Origin of the sequence: Pseudoalteromonas sp. APC 3893 (assembly GCF_030408095.1) — a bacterium.
GTDB lineage: Bacteria > Pseudomonadota > Gammaproteobacteria > Enterobacterales > Alteromonadaceae > Pseudoalteromonas.
In genome coordinates, this window is the sequence record NZ_JASDCD010000017.1 from 74,223 (window position 1) to 91,335 (window position 17,113).

A 17,113-nucleotide genomic window follows, 5' to 3' on the forward strand; every position below is an offset into this window, starting at 1 on the left:
TAATCTTCCTTTTTTCTTTTAATGCGCGCAATTCGCCGAGTTTGTTCTTGGCATCATTAAATAAGAGAGAAAGATAAATGAAAGAGACAACATCACTAGAACAAGCTCGCACGAGTTACAATGTTCGTCATTGGAGCCAAGGTTTTTTTGGTATAAATGATCAAGGTGATGTGTATGTTGCGCCAAAGGCTGATGCCCCAGAGCAAACCATAGCATTAATTGATATCGCCAAACAACTTGAAGATAAAGGTGTTAGTTTACCTGCTTTGGTGCGCTTTCCACAAATCTTGCATCACCGTGTACACAGTTTATGTGCTGCATTTAATACCGCAATCGAAAGCTATGGTTACCCTAAAGATTATTTATTAGTTTATCCAATAAAAGTAAACCAACAACGAGAAGTAGTTGAAGAAATAGTGGCAAGCCAAGCTTATCTTGAAAAGAAACAACTAGGTCTTGAAGCGGGGAGTAAGCCTGAGCTATTGACTGTTTTAGCATTAGCTGAAAAAACCAGTGCAGTGATTGTCTGTAATGGCTATAAAGATAAAGAATATGTGCGTTTAGCACTGATTGGCGAAAAGTTAGGCCACAAAGTGTATATCGTACTTGAGAAACTATCAGAGCTGGATATGGTACTTAGCCAAGCAAAAGAGCTTAACGTAAAACCGCGTATTGGTATTCGTGTACGTTTAGCGTCGCAAGGCAAGGGAAAATGGCAAGCGAGCGGTGGTGAAAAGTCAAAATTTGGTTTATCGGCTTCACAAGTCTTACATGTTGTGAACCGCTTAAAAGAAACTGATCAGCTTGATTTAGTGCAGTTAGTGCATTTTCATTTAGGGTCGCAAATGGCTAACATTCGCGATGTTCGTCTTGGCGTAAGTGAAGCGGCACGATTCTACTGTGAATTACGTAAACTCGGTGCACAAATCGAATGTTTAGATGTAGGTGGCGGTTTAGCTGTTGATTACGACGGCACGCGTAGTCAATCACATAACTCGATGAATTACAGCTTAGGTGAGTATGCTAATAATATCGTGTATACCATTGGCGATATTTGTAAGCAGTATGAGCAACCATTTCCGACGATTATATCAGAGTCTGGCCGTGCACTAACGGCGCACCATGCGGTGCTTATTTCGAATGTCATTGGCACTGAAAGCTATGTACCCGAGGATATTCAAGCACCAACAGCCGATGCACCGTTATTATTGAAAAATATGTGGCAGTCGTGGCAGCAATTACATGTACTTACTGATGACCGTGCATTAATTGAAATTTATCACGATAGCCAAAGTGATTTAGCTGAAGCGCATAACCAATTTGCAATGGGCTTATTAGATTTAACTCAACGCGCGTGGGCTGAACAAATTAACTTAAGAGTGTGTTACGAGCTTAATAAACACATGGATAATAAAAACCGTTTTCATCGGCCCATTATTGATGAACTTAATGCGCGGTTAGCGGACAAGTTTTTTGTTAACTTCTCACTGTTTCAGTCATTACCTGATGCGTGGGGGATTGATCAGGTGTTTCCGGTATTACCATTAAGTGGTTTAACAGAGGCACCAAAAAAACGAGCCGTATTATTGGATATCACTTGCGATTCAGACGGTGCGCTTGAGCATTATGTGGATGGTCAAGGTATTGAAAGTACACTACCCGTTCCGGAATTTTGTGCTGAAAAACCGTATTTAATGGGCTTTTTTTTGGTGGGCGCATATCAAGAAATCTTAGGTGATATGCATAATTTATTTGGTGATACTCACAGTGCCATGATCACTATGGATGAACATGGCGACGCCCGTATTGTAGAGATTAACCAAGGTGACACAGTGGCAGATATGATGCGCTATGTTCATCTTGATGTTGAAGGCTTTCAGTCTTCTTATGCACAGCTGGTGGTGAGTAAACTTCCAGTAAACGAGCAGCAAAGTGTGCTTGATGAATTGCAAGCGGGCTTAGACGGTTATACATATTTAGAAGAGCTTTAATATGACCACCTTGTTTGATCATACTGATCATTCGTTATATTCCAACGGCATGACGTTTTTGCGTCAGCCTATGGTACAAAATATTACTGATATCAATGCAGATGTGGTGGTGCTTGGCTTGCCGTTTGATTTGGCGACATCGGGTCGCCCAGGGGCACGTCTGGGGCCTGACGCAATTCGTCGTGCATCGGTGCACTTAGCGTGGGAAGAAACTAAGTACCCTTGGACGTTTCCTTTGTTTGAACGTTTAAAATTAGCAGATGCTGGGGACTTTACTTACCCAGTTGGCGACCCTGAGTATTTTACTGCGCAGCTTGAATTAGCCGCGGAGCAAATTTTACGTCAGGGTAAAACATTACTCGGCCTAGGGGGGGATCATTTTGTTACTTTGCCTTTACTGCGTGCCCACGCTAAACGCTTTGGCAAAATGGCTTTAGTGCATTTTGATGCGCATACCGACACCTACAGTAATGGCTCGCGTTATGATCACGGCACTATGTTTTATCATGCGCCTATGGAGGGGCTGATAGATGTAGAGCACAGCATTCAAATCGGTATTCGTACTGACTTTGATCAAAGTAAACATGAATTTGCAGTCATTGATGCGATGGCAGCAAATGATTTATCGGCGCAAGTGATTGCTGAGCAAATTTTAGCGCGGGTGGGGGAGTTACCTGTGTATATTACTTTTGATATTGATTGTTTAGACCCTGCATTCGCGCCCGGAACTGGGACGCCAGTGTGTGGCGGCTTGACCAGCGACAAAGTGCTGAAAATTATACGCGCACTCAAGGGCATAAATATGGTAGGAATGGATGTTGTAGAAGTGTCGCCGTCGTATGATCAAAGTGAGCTCACTGCAATTGCAGCTGCGACCATTGCTAATGAATTACTGCATTTATGGACGTTAAAACATAAGTACTGATTGAGCACTTTAATAAAAGCGCCATGTAGGCGCTTTTTACATAATTTACTTGAACTTCATATTATGTTTTTTTGCATACGCTAAACACACAGGAACTTCGATGAGGACATAGGTTAAAAACGTGAACCAAAACCAATTAACCTTAAAGATTAACCAACTAAACTCAACGCCAGAATCATAATAAAGACTCCCCGCAACGACTAATGTAATAGTTGTCGCGAATAAGTCTTGGCTTGATACTTTTACAAAGTCATTGCCAGCAAAGCGCGGGTAAATAAGCCCATAACCTAGTGCGATTACGGTAATAACCAAGGTGATTAATGTTAACTCAGGTGTCATTGTGGTGTGTACTGCCTCGCAAAATCAATGCGTTCTTGAGAACTCGGATGTGTAGATAAGTATTTAAGCCACGACTCATCAAGCTGCGCTTGCTCATCTAATTTGTTTTGCAGTGCCTGTATGGCATTGGCAAAATCATCATTAGAATAACCTAAAGCAATTAGTTTTTCGATAGCGTATTTATCGGCTTCTCGCTCCATATCCCGGGAAAACGCTTGTTGCAAAAAAGAAGAACTAGAACCAAGCACCACTTCAGTGATCCCTTCTAAGTCACCAAAAATAACCGCTAACACTATGGTACTGGCAGTCGCTTGTGCCGCTAAGCGAATACCATGTTGGTACTCAACATGGCCGATTTCATGAAGTAAAATTGCCCGCAATGCATCCGGTTTATCTTTGAGTAAAATGACTAATTCATCGGTAACAATCACGCGGCCATGGGGTAACGCGAAGGCATTGGCAGCGAAATAATCTGATTGGTAAAAAGAGAGTCTATACCGATCACTATTTAAATGCAGATTATCGAGCATTTGCTGCCATGTCAGTTGTATATCATTTTGAGCTTCATCAGGTATTTGAGTGGGTGCTAATGCTACTTTTTCAATCACGTTGAGGGTTTGCTCGCCCATTGCCTCTACAGTAGCAGGTGAGGCTAAACTGACACTATACACAGCGATAGCAGGGATGCCGCGATATAAAATAAACCATAGTAATAAAGGTATTAAAATGATTGAGGCAAGTATGAGTGGCTTAGATTTTTCGAGGCGTTCACTCATACCCGTTTTTTTATGCGTAAATTCCCAGCGATGGTTAATATCCTCTGGAACAAAGCGGCCACCGCCAGCAAAGTTTAAGTCTGAAGCCACACCGGTAAGCGGGCTGTCTAATTGACACTCAGTAATAAGTACAGATAAAAGCGTATTTTGCTGTGTATCAACAAGCTGTATATGGCTCTCATTGATTGTTGCAAAGCAGTGTTGGTGTTGGCTGCTATTAGGGTAGTAATAGCAGCCTTTAATATGATGTTTACTCATCAAGTAAGTGAAATATCAATATCAAACACATTTGCCGCTTCTTCAGCAAACGATGATTGTTGCTCTTCTGCGGTATCAATAATATCAAGTGCACCTGCGTAAATCGTTACTTCAGTGGCCGCAGCAAGTAATCGTGCTCTGCGTATTTTTGCCCAAGGGTAAGCTAGCCCTAAGGTAAAAATAATAGCCAGTGCATTGGTAAACAAAACTAGTGCGTAATCAGCTGGTTTTAAGTCAGATTTAAAGCTAGCAACGTCTTCAAATTCACTGCTATTAAAAATATGGTTACGAATTATCGTCACATATACGCCGCGTAAAATTGTTAGGAAAGCCACATAAAGTGCCGCAATTAACAGTGGGAAAATTAATGTAGAGATATTAAGGTTATCAACGTCGAAGCTGGTTAAACTCATAGCCGCACCGACTGAACCTGCAATAATGCCAAATATAACTAAGCCGCCAATCGCAACACCAATGGTGATTAATGCCGCCATATAATAGGTGGCACCTTCAAGGTTTACATTAATTGGTTTATTACCGTAACTGATGTTTTCATGTAAATATTGGTCAATACGTTTAAGTGCATAAGGAAGTAATAGGTAAAAAGTGAATACACTTGCTATGGGTAATAAAACAAAATTAACTAATGCATCACCGTAATTTCCTGCAAACGCAAAGCGCACATTACGATGACGGGTCATACGCATATTAAAGCGCAGTCCTTGATTGATGATCCATGGCATTGAAAATAAAAAGCCAAGGGCGAATAACAGACCAATAACAGGTAAAAATTGTACTACTAGGCTGTAAATAATAAATACAACGATTGCTAAAATACGACCTTTTAAAATTTGTATGGGCGTTGCTAAGTAATCAAAGCTGTGGCCGTCTATTTTCGTATTGCTATAAAAATAACGATAAGTACGTACTTTAGCCCAAGCAGAATAAATACCGAGAGTTAGAATACTGAGTAAAATATTTACCGACCAAATACCAAAAAACTCACCGGCTTGGCCGCCAAACTGTACTCGCCCTTGAAAAATACTTTGTTTAGATCCGTTGGTTGTTGATTCATTAAAATCAGTGCTGGGTTCCATTTTTATTCCTTTCCTTAAGATAGGTCCAAAAACTTACTAAATAAATCCTATTTAATCAATCATAATTAGTTGTACTTACTGATTATCTTTGCTTTTTATAAAAAAGTATGAGGTATCAATTTTAGAATTATTGGTTAGATCTGCTATACTCACGGCGTCATTTTATGAGGCTGTTATGATTTCAAAAAACCAACTCAAGTTAATTCGTGCATTAGGTCAAAAAAAGTACCGAAAGCAGTATAATCAATACCTTGTACAGGGTGAGAAAAATGTACTTGAGTTATTAGCAAGTGATTTAGCGGTTGTAGATGTATTTGCCACACCTGCATTTATTAGTCAGTATCAGTCTCAGTTTAATAAAATCACCATGATTGAGGCTGATGAAGAGAGCTTAACAAAAGCCAGTACTTTAGTTTCCAACAATGCGGCAATTGCAGTTGTAGCAATGCCAACAGTAGAACTACCCAACACAGAAGGGTTAATTTTAGCCCTCGATGGAGTTTCAGATCCCGGAAATTTAGGCACCATTATTCGTGTTGCCGATTGGTATGGTATAAAGCACATAGTGACAAGTATTGATAGTGCAGACCCATACAATCCAAAAACAATCAGTGCCACCATGGGCTCATTTGTACGAGTAGCAGTAAGCCAAGTTGAATTACCCGCTTATTTAAAAACGCTTAACTTGCCTATTTATGGTGCATTTTTAGAAGGTGAGAACCTACACAAGACTAAATTATCGCAATCTGGAGTGTTACTTATGGGTAGTGAGTCACACGGCATTCGCAGTGAATGCGCAGCGTTAGTAAGCAATAAAATTACGATTCCGGCATTTGGTGCTGCGGAATCATTAAATGTTGCTATGGCTACAGGTATTATTTTAGATAACTTTAAACGCCAAGCTTAACCTTTTGTCTCAAAATAGGTTAGATTAGTACTTAGTAAATAATAATAACAATCGGTAAACCAAATAGATGCGTTTGAGCACCATAAAATTAGCGGGCTTTAAATCCTTTGTAGAGCCCACTAAAATTCCGTTCCCTGATCAAATGACTTGTGTCGTTGGCCCTAACGGCTGTGGCAAATCAAATGTCATTGATGCGGTGCGTTGGGTATTAGGTGAAAGCTCGGCTAAAAATTTGCGTGGCGATGCCATGACTGATGTTATTTTTAATGGCTCAACCAATCGTAAACCTGTCTCCCAAGCCTCTGTCGAACTGATTTTTGATAATACTCAAGGCCAGCTCCCTAATACTTTTGCCGATCGTAACCAAGTTGCTATAAAGCGTTTAGTAACGCGTGATGGCCAATCATTGTATTTTTTAAATGGCAGTAAGTGTCGAAAACGTGATATTACCGACATATTTTTAGGCACTGGGCTTGGCCCACGTAGCTACGCAATTATTGAGCAGGGGATGATCTCACGCTTAATTGAGAGTAAACCTGCTGATTTACGAATATTTCTTGAAGAAGCCGCAGGTGTTTCAAAGTACAAAGAGCGTCGTCGAGAAACGCAAACTCGGATCAAGAGCACGCGAGAGAATTTAGAACGTTTACTTGATGTTCGCCAAGAGTTGCAAACACAAGTTGATAAATTGGCTGTGCAATCAGTTAATGCGAAAAAGTATCGCGAGCTAAAGAGCCAAGAGCGTGCACTTAAGGGACAAATTGCGGTTTTAAAATGGCAAAAACTGCATCAGCAACAAGTTGATAAAAATCAACAGATCGCTAAATTAAATGAACAAATTGATTTTTTTAAGCAAGCGAACTCAGGCCATGATGATGTACTGGCGAGCTTAGAAGTTAAAGTAGAACAACAGCAGCAACATCTCAGTGATGCGCAACATGCACAACATAATACGCATACTCAGCTAACCCGAATTGAACAACAGCAAATTAGCTTAAAACAACAACATCAAACCCTGAGCCAAAATTTAATTAAACAACAAAGCCTGCAACTGCAAAACCAAGAACTGCAATTACAGCAGCAAGGGCATACCGATGAGCTCGCACAAGCACTACAGCATGCAATTGAACACACACTTATTTGTGATGAGCAAGTAGAGCAGATTGCACAGCAAGTTGAACAATCACAACAGCAAAAGCAACACGCTAATGAACAGTACCAAACACTGAAAGAACAGTTTCAAACGTTAGAAAATAACCATAATAAACAGTGCAATACACAAACACAGCAGCAGCAAAGTTTACAATACCTCGATACACAAATTGCTGATATTGAGCAACAGGGAAAAGATCTAGCAGACAACGCAATTGCCCAACAATTAGAGCAGCAGCAAGCGTTAATGCAGTCTCTAACCAAAGAGTTAGCGGCAAAGCAAAGTGCGTTAAACACCGTTAAGCTGGCGACACAAAACGCGCATGAAAGATTAACAACAAGCCAAGCAGTACTGCAAAATGTGACACAAGAGGTTAATGAAAATAAAGCCCAAATTGCCGGTTTAACCAGTATGCTGGCAGATCAAACAAGTCAAAGTAACGCTAATTTATTAGCCCAACTTAGTGTGCAGTCTGGTTATGAACAAATTGTAGAGCAGGCGCTTTTAGGATTAACGCATTTAACTGTAAGCTCGGATAGGGTTAACAACAGTGTTTGGCCTAGTACGTATAAAGCCAAAACTGACTCTGTTGCCGCGCTAATTGAGCATGGCGTCTACCCTGATTTATTAGAGCGAATTGCTGTTCAAGATAATTTTGATCAGGCTTTATTTAGTGATGAGTTTTGGCTTGCGGCTATCGATAGGGATGGCACAATCTATGGACGTAATTGGCAGCTAAACAATCAAGCTGATGAAGAAAGTTCATTACTACTCAAACATAAGCAGCTAAAAGATGCAAAAGAGTGGGCAACCTCATTGCAGGAGCAACGACAAGCAAAGCATGCTGACGTCACAGAGAATGAAGTTAAGCACCGCGAGTTATTAACTCAAGGTGATAATCTAAAAGAAGAGGTGCATCAACTTGCACAAAAAATAGCGTCAGCGAGTACCCGGCGCGATATGCTTAAAGAGCAATTAACACAGTGGCGCACTCAACAACAAAAGCTAACTGAAAAACGCCAGCAACTAACTACTGAACAACAATCCGTAATGCAAGCTATTGCGCATCAACAACAGCTTATTGATGGTTTAGCGCAGCAAAAGCAGCAGTTAGCAGCGCAACTTACACATGCACAACAACATCAACAAGCATGCGATAACGAATACACGCAGCACAATGCGGTATTTGAGCAGTATAAAACTCAAGCTCATCAAGCGCATCTTGCTGAACAAAAAGCTCGTAGTGAATCTCAATTAAGTGAAACTAAACTTCAGCATGCACTTACTGCGTATGAGAGTGCCAGTGAAGCTGTATCAGAGCTCAGCTGCCAAATTGAAGAGTTAATGATCCCGCTTGAACAAAGCGCTGAACAAATTTTATTATTGCTTGAACAGCACCAGCAAGGCGAAGAAGAATTAAGTAAACTCAATGAGCAGTTAGCAGATGCTAAAGCGGCACTATTAGATAAACAAACAGTACTGAAGTCGTCGCAAAGTGAATTAACAATGTTGCAGGAGACACTGCAAACGCTGGCACTCGAAGAGCAAAGTTTGCTTGTAAAGGCACAAGCCGCATTAGAGCCATTAACTGAACTTGAGCAGAATTTAAAAACTGTATTAGAGCAATTACCTGAGTCAGCTAGTTTATCGGGGGGGCAAGCGCAACTAAACCGAGTTGTGCAGGAGGTAACGGGTTTAGGTGCGGTAAATTTAGCGGCAATCGATGAATATGAACAAGCTAAGCAGCGCAGCGAGTATTTAGAACAACAATTAGATGATTTAACCAATGCGCTATCGAGTTTAGAAGGTGCAATCAATAAGATAGATAGAGAGACTAAAACGCGTTTTAAAGCAACGTTTGATCAAGTAAATCAAGATTTTGGTGAGTTATTCCCTAAAGTATTTGGTGGCGGTAGCGCATATCTTGAATTAACCAGTGATGATTTACTCGAAAGTGGTGTTAGTATAATGGCACGACCACCAGGTAAGAAAAATTCAACAATTCACCTTTTAAGTGGTGGAGAAAAAGCGCTGACCGCATTATCATTAGTGTTTTCAATATTCAGGCTCAATCCAGCTCCTTTCTGTATGCTGGATGAAGTAGATGCACCACTTGATGATGCGAATGTTGGCAGGTTTTGCCGTTTAGTGGAAGAAATGTCACAATCGGTGCAATTTATCTACATTAGTCATAATAAAATTGCCATGGAAATGGCAGGGCGATTGACTGGTGTTACAATGGCTGAGCCAGGCGTATCACGCATGGTGGCAGTTGATATTGAACAAGCGGTGCAAATGGCACATGCATAATACAATTTTTGGCAAATCAAATAATAAAAGGTGAGGGGATGGCCGAGCAATTAAGATGGGTTTTAATCATTATCAGTGTAATTGTCATTGGTGGATTATTAATACATGGCCTATGGTCAGTTCGTAAAAAAGATGAGCCTGCGACAACCGCTGATGAGCGAGTTGAACCTACTGAACAAGCCCCTGTACAACAAACAGCGGCAGAGCCTATTCAAGAGCGTTCAGCTGAACGTGATGAGCCCCAGTTTGGTGATCTTAGTTTCTCTGCAGCAGATGAACAGCATGAGCCACAGCAGAGCGTTGAGCAAACGCCAGAAGAGCTTGAAGAGCCCAAAGCAGAAAGTGAATCTGCGGCTCCCGCAGCTGACTTTATTATTGTGCACATTCAAATGCCTGAAGGCATGGTGATGGAAGGCAGTAAATTATTACCAGCGGTTAATACGCTTGGTTTTAAATATTCAGAGGAAGGCTTCTTTAATCGCCATTTAGACCCTGCAGGCCTTGGTCCTGTACTATTTCGCTTAGTTAATATGTACAACCCAGGTACGTTTGATATTGATAATATGGAACAATTTAGTACCGCTGGGATCAGCCTCTTTATGACCTTACCATGTGATGGTGATGGCTTAGCTGCGTTTAACATGCTTCATAGTGCTGCGAAAAAGCTTGCAGATGAGTTCGGTGCTACCATTTTAGACTCACAACGTGAAGAAATGACCGTTGATAGTGTACGTGAGTATGTAGAAAAAGTGAGAAGCTTCTGCGCGTGAGCAGTAACCAAATAAAGTTAATTAATTAAGAATTTTTTAAGCCACTAGGCGATAACTCGTTTAAGTGGCTTTTTTATGTTTTAGAGGCCTGTATGTCTACTCCAGTTTTAACGCAAATTAGCGCGCTTCGTCAGCAATTAGAAGATCATAATTACAATTATTATGTGCTCGATAACCCATCTATTCCAGATGCTGAATACGATCGCCTATTACGTGAATTAAGTGCATTAGAAACGGCTAACCCAGAATATTTAACTGCCGACTCTCCAACGCAGAAAGTCGGTGGGACTGCGCTTGCTAAATTTGAGCAAGTCGCCCACCAGGTGCCTATGCTATCGCTTGATAATGCCTTTAGTGAAGCTGAGTTTGCCGCCTTTAATCGCCGTGTAAAAGAGCGCTTAATGGACAATAGTGAGCTTACTTTTTGTTGCGAGCCAAAGCTTGATGGCTTGGCGGTTTCTATTTTATACCGTGATGGTATGCTTGTGCAGGCAGCAACCCGAGGAGATGGGCAAACGGGAGAAAACATTACCCAAAATGTGAAAACAATTCGTAACGTGCCGCTGAAATTACGCGGTGATGATTACCCGCGAGAAATCGAGATCCGTGGTGAAGTATTTATGGATAGCGCAGGTTTTGACAAGCTAAATGCTGAGGCAGAAAAAAGAGGCGAAAAAGTATTTGTTAATCCACGTAATGCCGCCGCAGGTAGTCTACGCCAACTCGATTCAAAAATAACGGCAAAACGACCGCTGATGTTTTATGCCTATAGCATTGGTGTGGTGACAGAGGGTGAGTTACCAAGTGATCATTATCAACAACTGGCTAAGCTGACTGATTGGGGACTACCCTTATGTCCTGAGACCAAGCTGGTGGAAGGTGAAAAAGCAGCACTGGATTACTATCAAGATATCTTAGAGCGTAGAAGCAGCTTAAAATATGAAATTGATGGCGTAGTTATTAAACTAAACAACAAAGCTATGCAAGAGCGTTTAGGCTTTGTTGCACGTGCACCGCGTTGGGCAATCGCCTATAAGTTCCCAGCTCAAGAAGAGATCACCCAGTTACTCGATGTTGAATTTCAGGTTGGGCGCACAGGGGCAATTACGCCAGTTGCCAGGTTAGAGCCTGTTTTTGTTGGTGGTGTTACAGTCTCAAATGCTACCTTGCATAATGGAGATGAAATTGCCCGATTAGGCGTCAAAGTCGGTGATACTGTGATTATACGCCGTGCTGGTGACGTGATCCCACAAATTACCCAAGTTGTACTTGAGCGTCGCCCTGATGATGCGAAAGACATCGTGTTTCCAATGACTTGTCCAATATGTGACTCTCACATTGAAAAAATTGAAGGTGAGGCCGTTGCTCGTTGTACTGGTGGCTTGGTCTGTCAAGCACAACGTAAACAAGCAATAAAGCACTTTGCCTCGCGTAAAGCCCTTGATGTTGATGGGCTTGGCGATAAGATTGTTGACCAGCTGGTGGACCGAGAGCTTGTTAAAACACCTGCGGATTTATTTATTCTAAAACAAGGGCACTTTGAGACACTTGAACGAATGGGACCCAAATCAGCTAAAAATTTAGTGAATGCGCTGCTAGATGCTAAACAAACTACATTAGCCAAATTTTTATATTCATTAGGTATTCGTGAAGTAGGTGAAGCCACTGCGCAAAATTTAGCAACGCACTTTTTAACTCTCGAAAAAGTATCTCAAGCAAGCATTGAAGCTTTGGTTGAAGTGAGTGATGTAGGCGAAATAGTGGCAAAACACGTGAACAGCTTTTTTGCTGAACCTCACAATACCGATGTGGTTAATGCGCTTATTGAACAAGGTGTACATTGGCCTGAGTTAACCCCCCCAAGTGAAGAGTCTCAACCACTCGTCGGGCTAACCTATGTGTTGACTGGAACTCTTAATGAACTTAATCGCAATGATGCTAAAGCACGACTACAAGCATTAGGTGCTAAAGTATCTGGTAGTGTCTCTGCAAAAACCGATGCGCTTATTGCTGGTGAAAAGGCCGGCTCGAAACTGACTAAAGCACAAGACTTAGGCATAGATATTCTTACCGAGGATGATTTAATTGCACTGTTGGTAAAGCATAATGGATAGTGTTTTAGTTATGCTCTCAAGCCTTGCCATGAGCTTTGGTCAGTGGCTAAGGCCTTACTTGTATAATATAGCCTTGCTCTTAGTCGTGTGCCTTGTCTCTTTGTATGCAAATGACATTATCAAAGTCACTAAACGTTTTGTTGCCCGCCGTCACTTTTTTGTAAGGGTTGCTGTATTTGTGTTAGTGACTGGCTTTGGTTTTGGTCTACTTGTAGTCTTTGTCACTCCTTTGCTGAGCCAATTACTCATACTATTTGGAACGCAGTGGTTAGGCATTATGGTGATAGCTGCTTTTACCATTCTGGGTGTGATTGCAGATAATAAGAATCAGTTATAATGCGCTATGGTCCAGAATACTGGGATAAATACGGCACATATCGTACTCCTATTGCATTTCATTTAAGCTTGTTAGTGCTACTACGGGCGTATTTTATTTGGATTATTGCCGCGTTAAGCCGTCGGCCTGAGCTAGACATTATGTCGTTAGTTTTTCGCTCAAAACAGGATTTTTTTAGTGCTCTGGCTATTGGCGCTGTTGCTATTATCCCCGCGGTGATTTTTTGTTTACGCAGGCCGCAAAAAAATGCTCAAAGTGCAGTACGGCTAGCCAAACTGTGGCGTTTTATGCGCTGGCCTTTACTTGTCTGTACGGTGCTTGATTTAACTTGGTTGATTATCCAAGCTGCGCATAGCTATTATCAATTTTCGATGTTTTTAGCATTGCAAATGGTGGTCGTGTTATGGGTGCTATTATATTTGGCTAAAAGCCGATATTTAACTGTATTTTTTAATGATTGGCCTGAGCCTGAAAATAAAGCTCAATCAAAGTAAATATTTAGGAGCTGTGCATGTACAAAATTAATAGACAACTTGCCTTGATAGTTGCTGCTATTGGTTGTGTATTATTTTTGCTTTGCATTTTCAGTCCACTATTGGAGCAGCCATGGTTTGTGTTATTGCTTGCGCTATGGGTCTTTGTATTTAGTTCGTGTTGTTATCGTCTTACCCCTGTGTTTAGAGAGCGTAATGGCTTAGATAAATTGATACAGAGGAATCAACATCAGTTAATGCTTTTTTCTCTTACTGGATTTTTTGACCGTACTACTGGCCCACACTGGCTTGCAATTGATAGCATCGACCATATTAAGTGTTATGAAGACTCGGTGTCTATTTTTGCTAATCAGGAGTGTGTATTCTCAACAAGCCTGCCAAGTAGTAAAGCGCACTTAGTTGCTTATTTTAATTCTTTACTCACTGATCGAGAAAAACAATCGATGATAATTGACTAGCAAGTTCATTTTTTCTTAAGAGGTAGTTATGTTGACGTGGAATGATATTTTAGGCTTTGCAAGCAATGGTAATCCAGAGCCAAGTAGCAAGGTAATAAAAAACGATGAGCAGTGGCGCGCGCAATTAACAGATGAAGCTTATTATGTAACTCGTAATAAGGGCACTGAGCGGCCACACAGTTCAAATAGCTGCACCTTGTTCGAACCGGGTGAATATGCCTGTGTGTGTTGTGATAATGTGTTATTTGAAGGCGGAGAAAAGTTTGATAGTGGCACAGGTTGGCCATCATTTACTCAGCCCGCGCAAATAAATGCAATTGCCTACAACAGTGATATCAGTCATGGAATGCAACGCATAGAAGCTGTTTGTAACGTCTGCGATGCTCACTTAGGTCATGTTTTTCCTGATGGCCCAATGCCCAGCGGTTTGCGCTATTGCGTAAACGCGTTAGCACTAAAAAAATTATAACAAACCGTTACTGTTTAGTTACTTCTAAGCCAGCCATAACCGGAATTTTCATATCCATAATAATTAGATCCGGCTGACATTTTGCAACTTTCTGTAATGTGATTAGTGTTACTTTGAGACTTGGTATAGGTGATATCAGGGATTTCAATAGATTTCCCTGTATTGAGTAGTAACTAATTATTCGTTAATACTAAGCCCATAGTATTGGCTTGCTGTGTGATTTTATCAAATCTTTGTTGTTGCTCAGAGTCTAGATTTGTTTTTACAAGTAAAGCATAGCACTTTTTAGCCATTATCAAATTAAGACTTTGGCTATTGTTCTTTGTGCTATCGAATAAACATTGTAATAAGTTTAGTGCAATGCTTGCGTTGCGAGGCATTATTCTAAAGGCTTGGCTGAATGCCTCTAGAGCAGTATTTAGGTGGCCTCGGTTAAACTGAGTAACAGCATGATTATTGAGTTCTTTAGGGCCCATTTTTATATCTCGGCGTTCACTTTGTTGCTGTTGAATATAACGAAGATAGACTGGATCACTCACATTCGGGTGGGTTTCACAATGACTGATTATTTTATTAAACAGTGTTTGTGCTTTATTTTGAAAGCCTAATTCGTGAAAGGCCTTTGCTTTATCAAGTGAGCCATCTATTGATCGTATATGAGTATCGTCATCAAGTTGCTCAATAAGCATTTTTGCTTTTTTATGCTCATCCTTTAGGTAGTGTAAGCGTGCATTAAGCACATCGATTTGAGCTTGGTTCTGGCTATTGGGAAACTGCCCTTTCAGATCATTTAAATATTTATTAGTTTGGCGTGTAATGCGTTGTATTTGATCACTTTGATCTGTCGTTAGGGCAAAGTCGATACCAGCGCGGGCCGCATTCAAGTAAACATCAGGGTGATCATGAATTGAATGTTTGGCAAATTGAGCGATATCTTTTTGGGTTGCATAATTTTTTTCGTAATCATGATTGAGCTGTGCAACATGGCTTAAGGCTTTCTGACGATTAAGGTTTCTTGGCGCTATTTCGGCCGCTTCGCTGAGGAACTCTTGAGCGATTTCAAACTGGTTTAGTTTTATTTCCAAAGAGCCAAGTAAATCAAGTGCAACTAGTCGAGTCTCTTGACGAATAAGCATTGCTTTTAGCATACGTTGCGCTAATATATGCTCATTATTCGCGATAAGCGCTTCGACTAAACCAACTTTTGCCCATGCAAATTTTTGTATATCAAGAACTGACTTAAAAAAGTTCTTAGCCTCTTCACTGCGTTTTAACCGCAGTAATACATCACCTTTTAAACGTAATAAAATAGCGCTATAAGCACTGGTCTTATGTTCAAGCGCGGTATTTATAAACTTGAGTGCTTTTGAATCATTCCCATCATCAATTAAATCATAAACCTTTTGCAAGTTAGTTTTACGTAATAAGATTTTTTCAATTCGTATTTTAAGTTCGTAAATAGTGAATGGTTTTACAAGGAAGTCATCAGGCTGCAGCTCAAGGACGCTATGTACTAAAGAGCCTGTGGTTTCTGCAGAGATAAAAATAAAGCCAGTGGAGTTTTTAATTAACTTTTTAACTCTTAGCTCTTCGTATAATTGGTAGCCATCCTGATGTTTACTCAAATTAAATGAACAAACGATCAAATCAAATTGCTCGGTTAAACATTGCTCTTTTGCTGAATTCGCATGATCAGCAAAGCGTAATTGCCGAAAGCCAAGCTTTTCGAGCGATTGCTTCATATAGCTTTGAGCAAGAGGTTGCTCTTCAACTATGAGTATTTTTGCGTTAGAAAAAATCTTTGCTGGCATTAAGCTTAAAACCACGTGAATGTATTGGTGACTATAATCAACAGTCTAGTAGCTTACAAGTGAATTTAAAATTTATTCGTTATTAGTGAGTTTTTTATTTTTTATACATACTTGATTTTAAAAAAATATATTATGTGAAGAAAGATTTTGAAGGGTGTAAAGGGTTTTATTGTTTATATGACTTTTCACCTATAAAAATAAGTGGCGTCCCCAAGGGGATTCGAACCCCTGTTACCGCCGTGAAAGGGCGGTGTCCTAGGCCTCTAGACGATGGGGACGCAGAAATTGGTTTGCAAATAACTGATTTGCTATTTCTGTGCAAGATGAGACCGAGCTTGCTAGGCGAATGGTATTATCTTCTCAGAAACATTTTCTGTGTCACTAGGACAACTGAATAGTTAAACTCGATTCAGACGAGTGTATTCATAACACAACACTTGAAATAAGTGGCGTCCCCAAGGGGATTCGAACCCCTGTTACCGCCGTGAAAGGGCGGTGTCCTAGGCCTCTAGACGATGGGGACACAGAAATGTGTCACTAGGACAACTGAATAGTTAAACTCGATTCAGGCGAGTAGTTTTCATAACACAACACTTATAATAAGTGGCGTCCCCAAGGGGATTCGAACCCCTGTTACCGCCGTGAAAGGGCGGTGTCCTAGGCCTCTAGACGATGGGGACACAGAAATGTGTCACTAGGACAACTGAATAGTTAGACTCGTTTCAGGCGAGTAGTTTTCATAACACAACACTTATAATAAGTGGCGTCCCCAAGGGGATTCGAACCCCTGTTACCGCCGTGAAAGGGCGGTGTCCTAGGCCTCTAGACGATGGGGACACAGAAATGTGTCACTAGGACAACTGAATAGTTAGACTCGTTTCAGGCGAGTAGTTTTCATAACACA

The 17,113-nt window shown here is 40.9% G+C and carries 14 protein-coding genes and 4 tRNA genes; 10 read left to right on the forward strand and 8 right to left on the reverse strand.

The annotated features are described in order from the left end of the window. Window positions 1–77: 77 nt before the first annotated feature. Window positions 78–1,991, forward strand: coding sequence for a biosynthetic arginine decarboxylase (gene speA / locus QMA12_RS16830; protein ID WP_290210746.1), 1,914 nt, complete (start codon window positions 78–80; stop codon window positions 1,989–1,991). Window position 1,992: 1 nt separating this feature from the next. Further along, complete coding sequence (gene speB, locus QMA12_RS16835) at window positions 1,993–2,916, forward strand: agmatinase (RefSeq protein WP_290210747.1); 924 nt, start codon at window positions 1,993–1,995, stop codon at window positions 2,914–2,916. Window positions 2,917–2,961: 45 nt separating this feature from the next. Here the strand turns inward: speB and QMA12_RS16840 are convergent, their stop codons facing one another. The 3 genes from QMA12_RS16840 to QMA12_RS16850 are packed head-to-tail and all read right to left on the reverse strand — an operon-like array spanning window position 2,962 to window position 5,386. After that, on the reverse strand, window positions 2,962–3,255 hold the full coding sequence (locus tag QMA12_RS16840; protein WP_290210748.1) for a hypothetical protein: 294 nt from the start codon (window positions 3,253–3,255) through the stop codon (window positions 2,962–2,964). After that, complete coding sequence (locus tag QMA12_RS16845; RefSeq protein ID WP_290210750.1) at window positions 3,252–4,289, reverse strand: M48 family metallopeptidase; 1,038 nt, start codon at window positions 4,287–4,289, stop codon at window positions 3,252–3,254. The genes QMA12_RS16840 and QMA12_RS16845 overlap by 4 nt, the downstream gene beginning before the upstream one ends. After that, window positions 4,289–5,386 (reverse strand): YjgN family protein, encoded by a 1,098-nt coding sequence (locus QMA12_RS16850; RefSeq protein ID WP_290210751.1) that lies wholly within the window; start codon window positions 5,384–5,386, stop codon window positions 4,289–4,291. Before QMA12_RS16850 ends, QMA12_RS16845 begins: the two co-directional genes overlap by 1 nt. Window positions 5,387–5,561: 175 nt before the next feature. Here QMA12_RS16850 and QMA12_RS16855 point away from each other — a divergent pair, with 175 nt between their 5' ends. The 8 genes from QMA12_RS16855 (at window position 5,562) to msrB (ending at window position 14,398) form a co-directional block, all read left to right on the forward strand. Beyond that, entirely contained in the window at window positions 5,562–6,293 is a 732-nt protein-coding gene (locus QMA12_RS16855) for an RNA methyltransferase (RefSeq protein ID WP_290210752.1), read from the forward strand. Between the two features lie 67 nt (window positions 6,294–6,360). Next, window positions 6,361–9,756, forward strand: coding sequence for an AAA family ATPase (locus QMA12_RS16860; protein ID WP_290210753.1), 3,396 nt, complete (start codon window positions 6,361–6,363; stop codon window positions 9,754–9,756). 38 nt (window positions 9,757–9,794) lie between these two features. Further along, window positions 9,795–10,526 carry a cell division protein ZipA gene (gene zipA, locus QMA12_RS16865; RefSeq protein ID WP_087534260.1) on the forward strand — a complete coding sequence of 244 codons (732 nt, stop codon included), beginning with the start codon at window positions 9,795–9,797 and terminating at the stop codon, window positions 10,524–10,526. A 92-nt stretch (window positions 10,527–10,618) separates the two neighbouring features. Continuing rightward, complete coding sequence (ligA, locus tag QMA12_RS16870) at window positions 10,619–12,640, forward strand: NAD-dependent DNA ligase LigA (RefSeq protein ID WP_290210754.1); 2,022 nt, start codon at window positions 10,619–10,621, stop codon at window positions 12,638–12,640. After that, on the forward strand, window positions 12,633–12,977 hold the full coding sequence (locus tag QMA12_RS16875) for a DUF3392 family protein (protein ID WP_290210755.1): 345 nt from the start codon (window positions 12,633–12,635) through the stop codon (window positions 12,975–12,977). Before ligA ends, QMA12_RS16875 begins: the two co-directional genes overlap by 8 nt. Next, a complete protein-coding gene (locus QMA12_RS16880) occupies window positions 12,974–13,471 on the forward strand; it encodes a DUF2919 domain-containing protein (protein ID WP_290210763.1) in 498 nt (165 codons plus the stop codon). The genes QMA12_RS16875 and QMA12_RS16880 overlap by 4 nt, the downstream gene beginning before the upstream one ends. Window positions 13,472–13,488: 17 nt before the next feature. Continuing rightward, entirely contained in the window at window positions 13,489–13,929 is a 441-nt protein-coding gene (locus QMA12_RS16885; RefSeq protein WP_290210756.1) for a hypothetical protein, read from the forward strand. Window positions 13,930–13,957: 28 nt separating this feature from the next. After that, complete coding sequence (msrB, locus tag QMA12_RS16890) at window positions 13,958–14,398, forward strand: peptide-methionine (R)-S-oxide reductase MsrB (protein WP_290210757.1); 441 nt, start codon at window positions 13,958–13,960, stop codon at window positions 14,396–14,398. A gap of 173 nt (window positions 14,399–14,571) precedes the next feature. Here the strand turns inward: msrB and QMA12_RS16895 are convergent, their stop codons facing one another. From QMA12_RS16895 to QMA12_RS16915, 5 genes are all read right to left on the reverse strand, one after another. Next, window positions 14,572–16,209, reverse strand: a complete 1,638-nt coding sequence (locus QMA12_RS16895) for a tetratricopeptide repeat-containing response regulator (protein ID WP_290210758.1) — start codon at window positions 16,207–16,209, stop codon at window positions 14,572–14,574. Between the two features lie 202 nt (window positions 16,210–16,411). Beyond that, a tRNA-Glu gene (locus tag QMA12_RS16900) sits at window positions 16,412–16,487 on the reverse strand. A 169-nt stretch (window positions 16,488–16,656) separates the two neighbouring features. Beyond that, a tRNA-Glu gene (locus QMA12_RS16905) sits at window positions 16,657–16,732 on the reverse strand. A gap of 81 nt (window positions 16,733–16,813) precedes the next feature. Then, window positions 16,814–16,889: transfer RNA gene (locus tag QMA12_RS16910), tRNA-Glu, on the reverse strand. Between the two features lie 81 nt (window positions 16,890–16,970). Beyond that, window positions 16,971–17,046: transfer RNA gene (locus QMA12_RS16915), tRNA-Glu, on the reverse strand. Window positions 17,047–17,113: the final 67 nt, after the last annotated feature.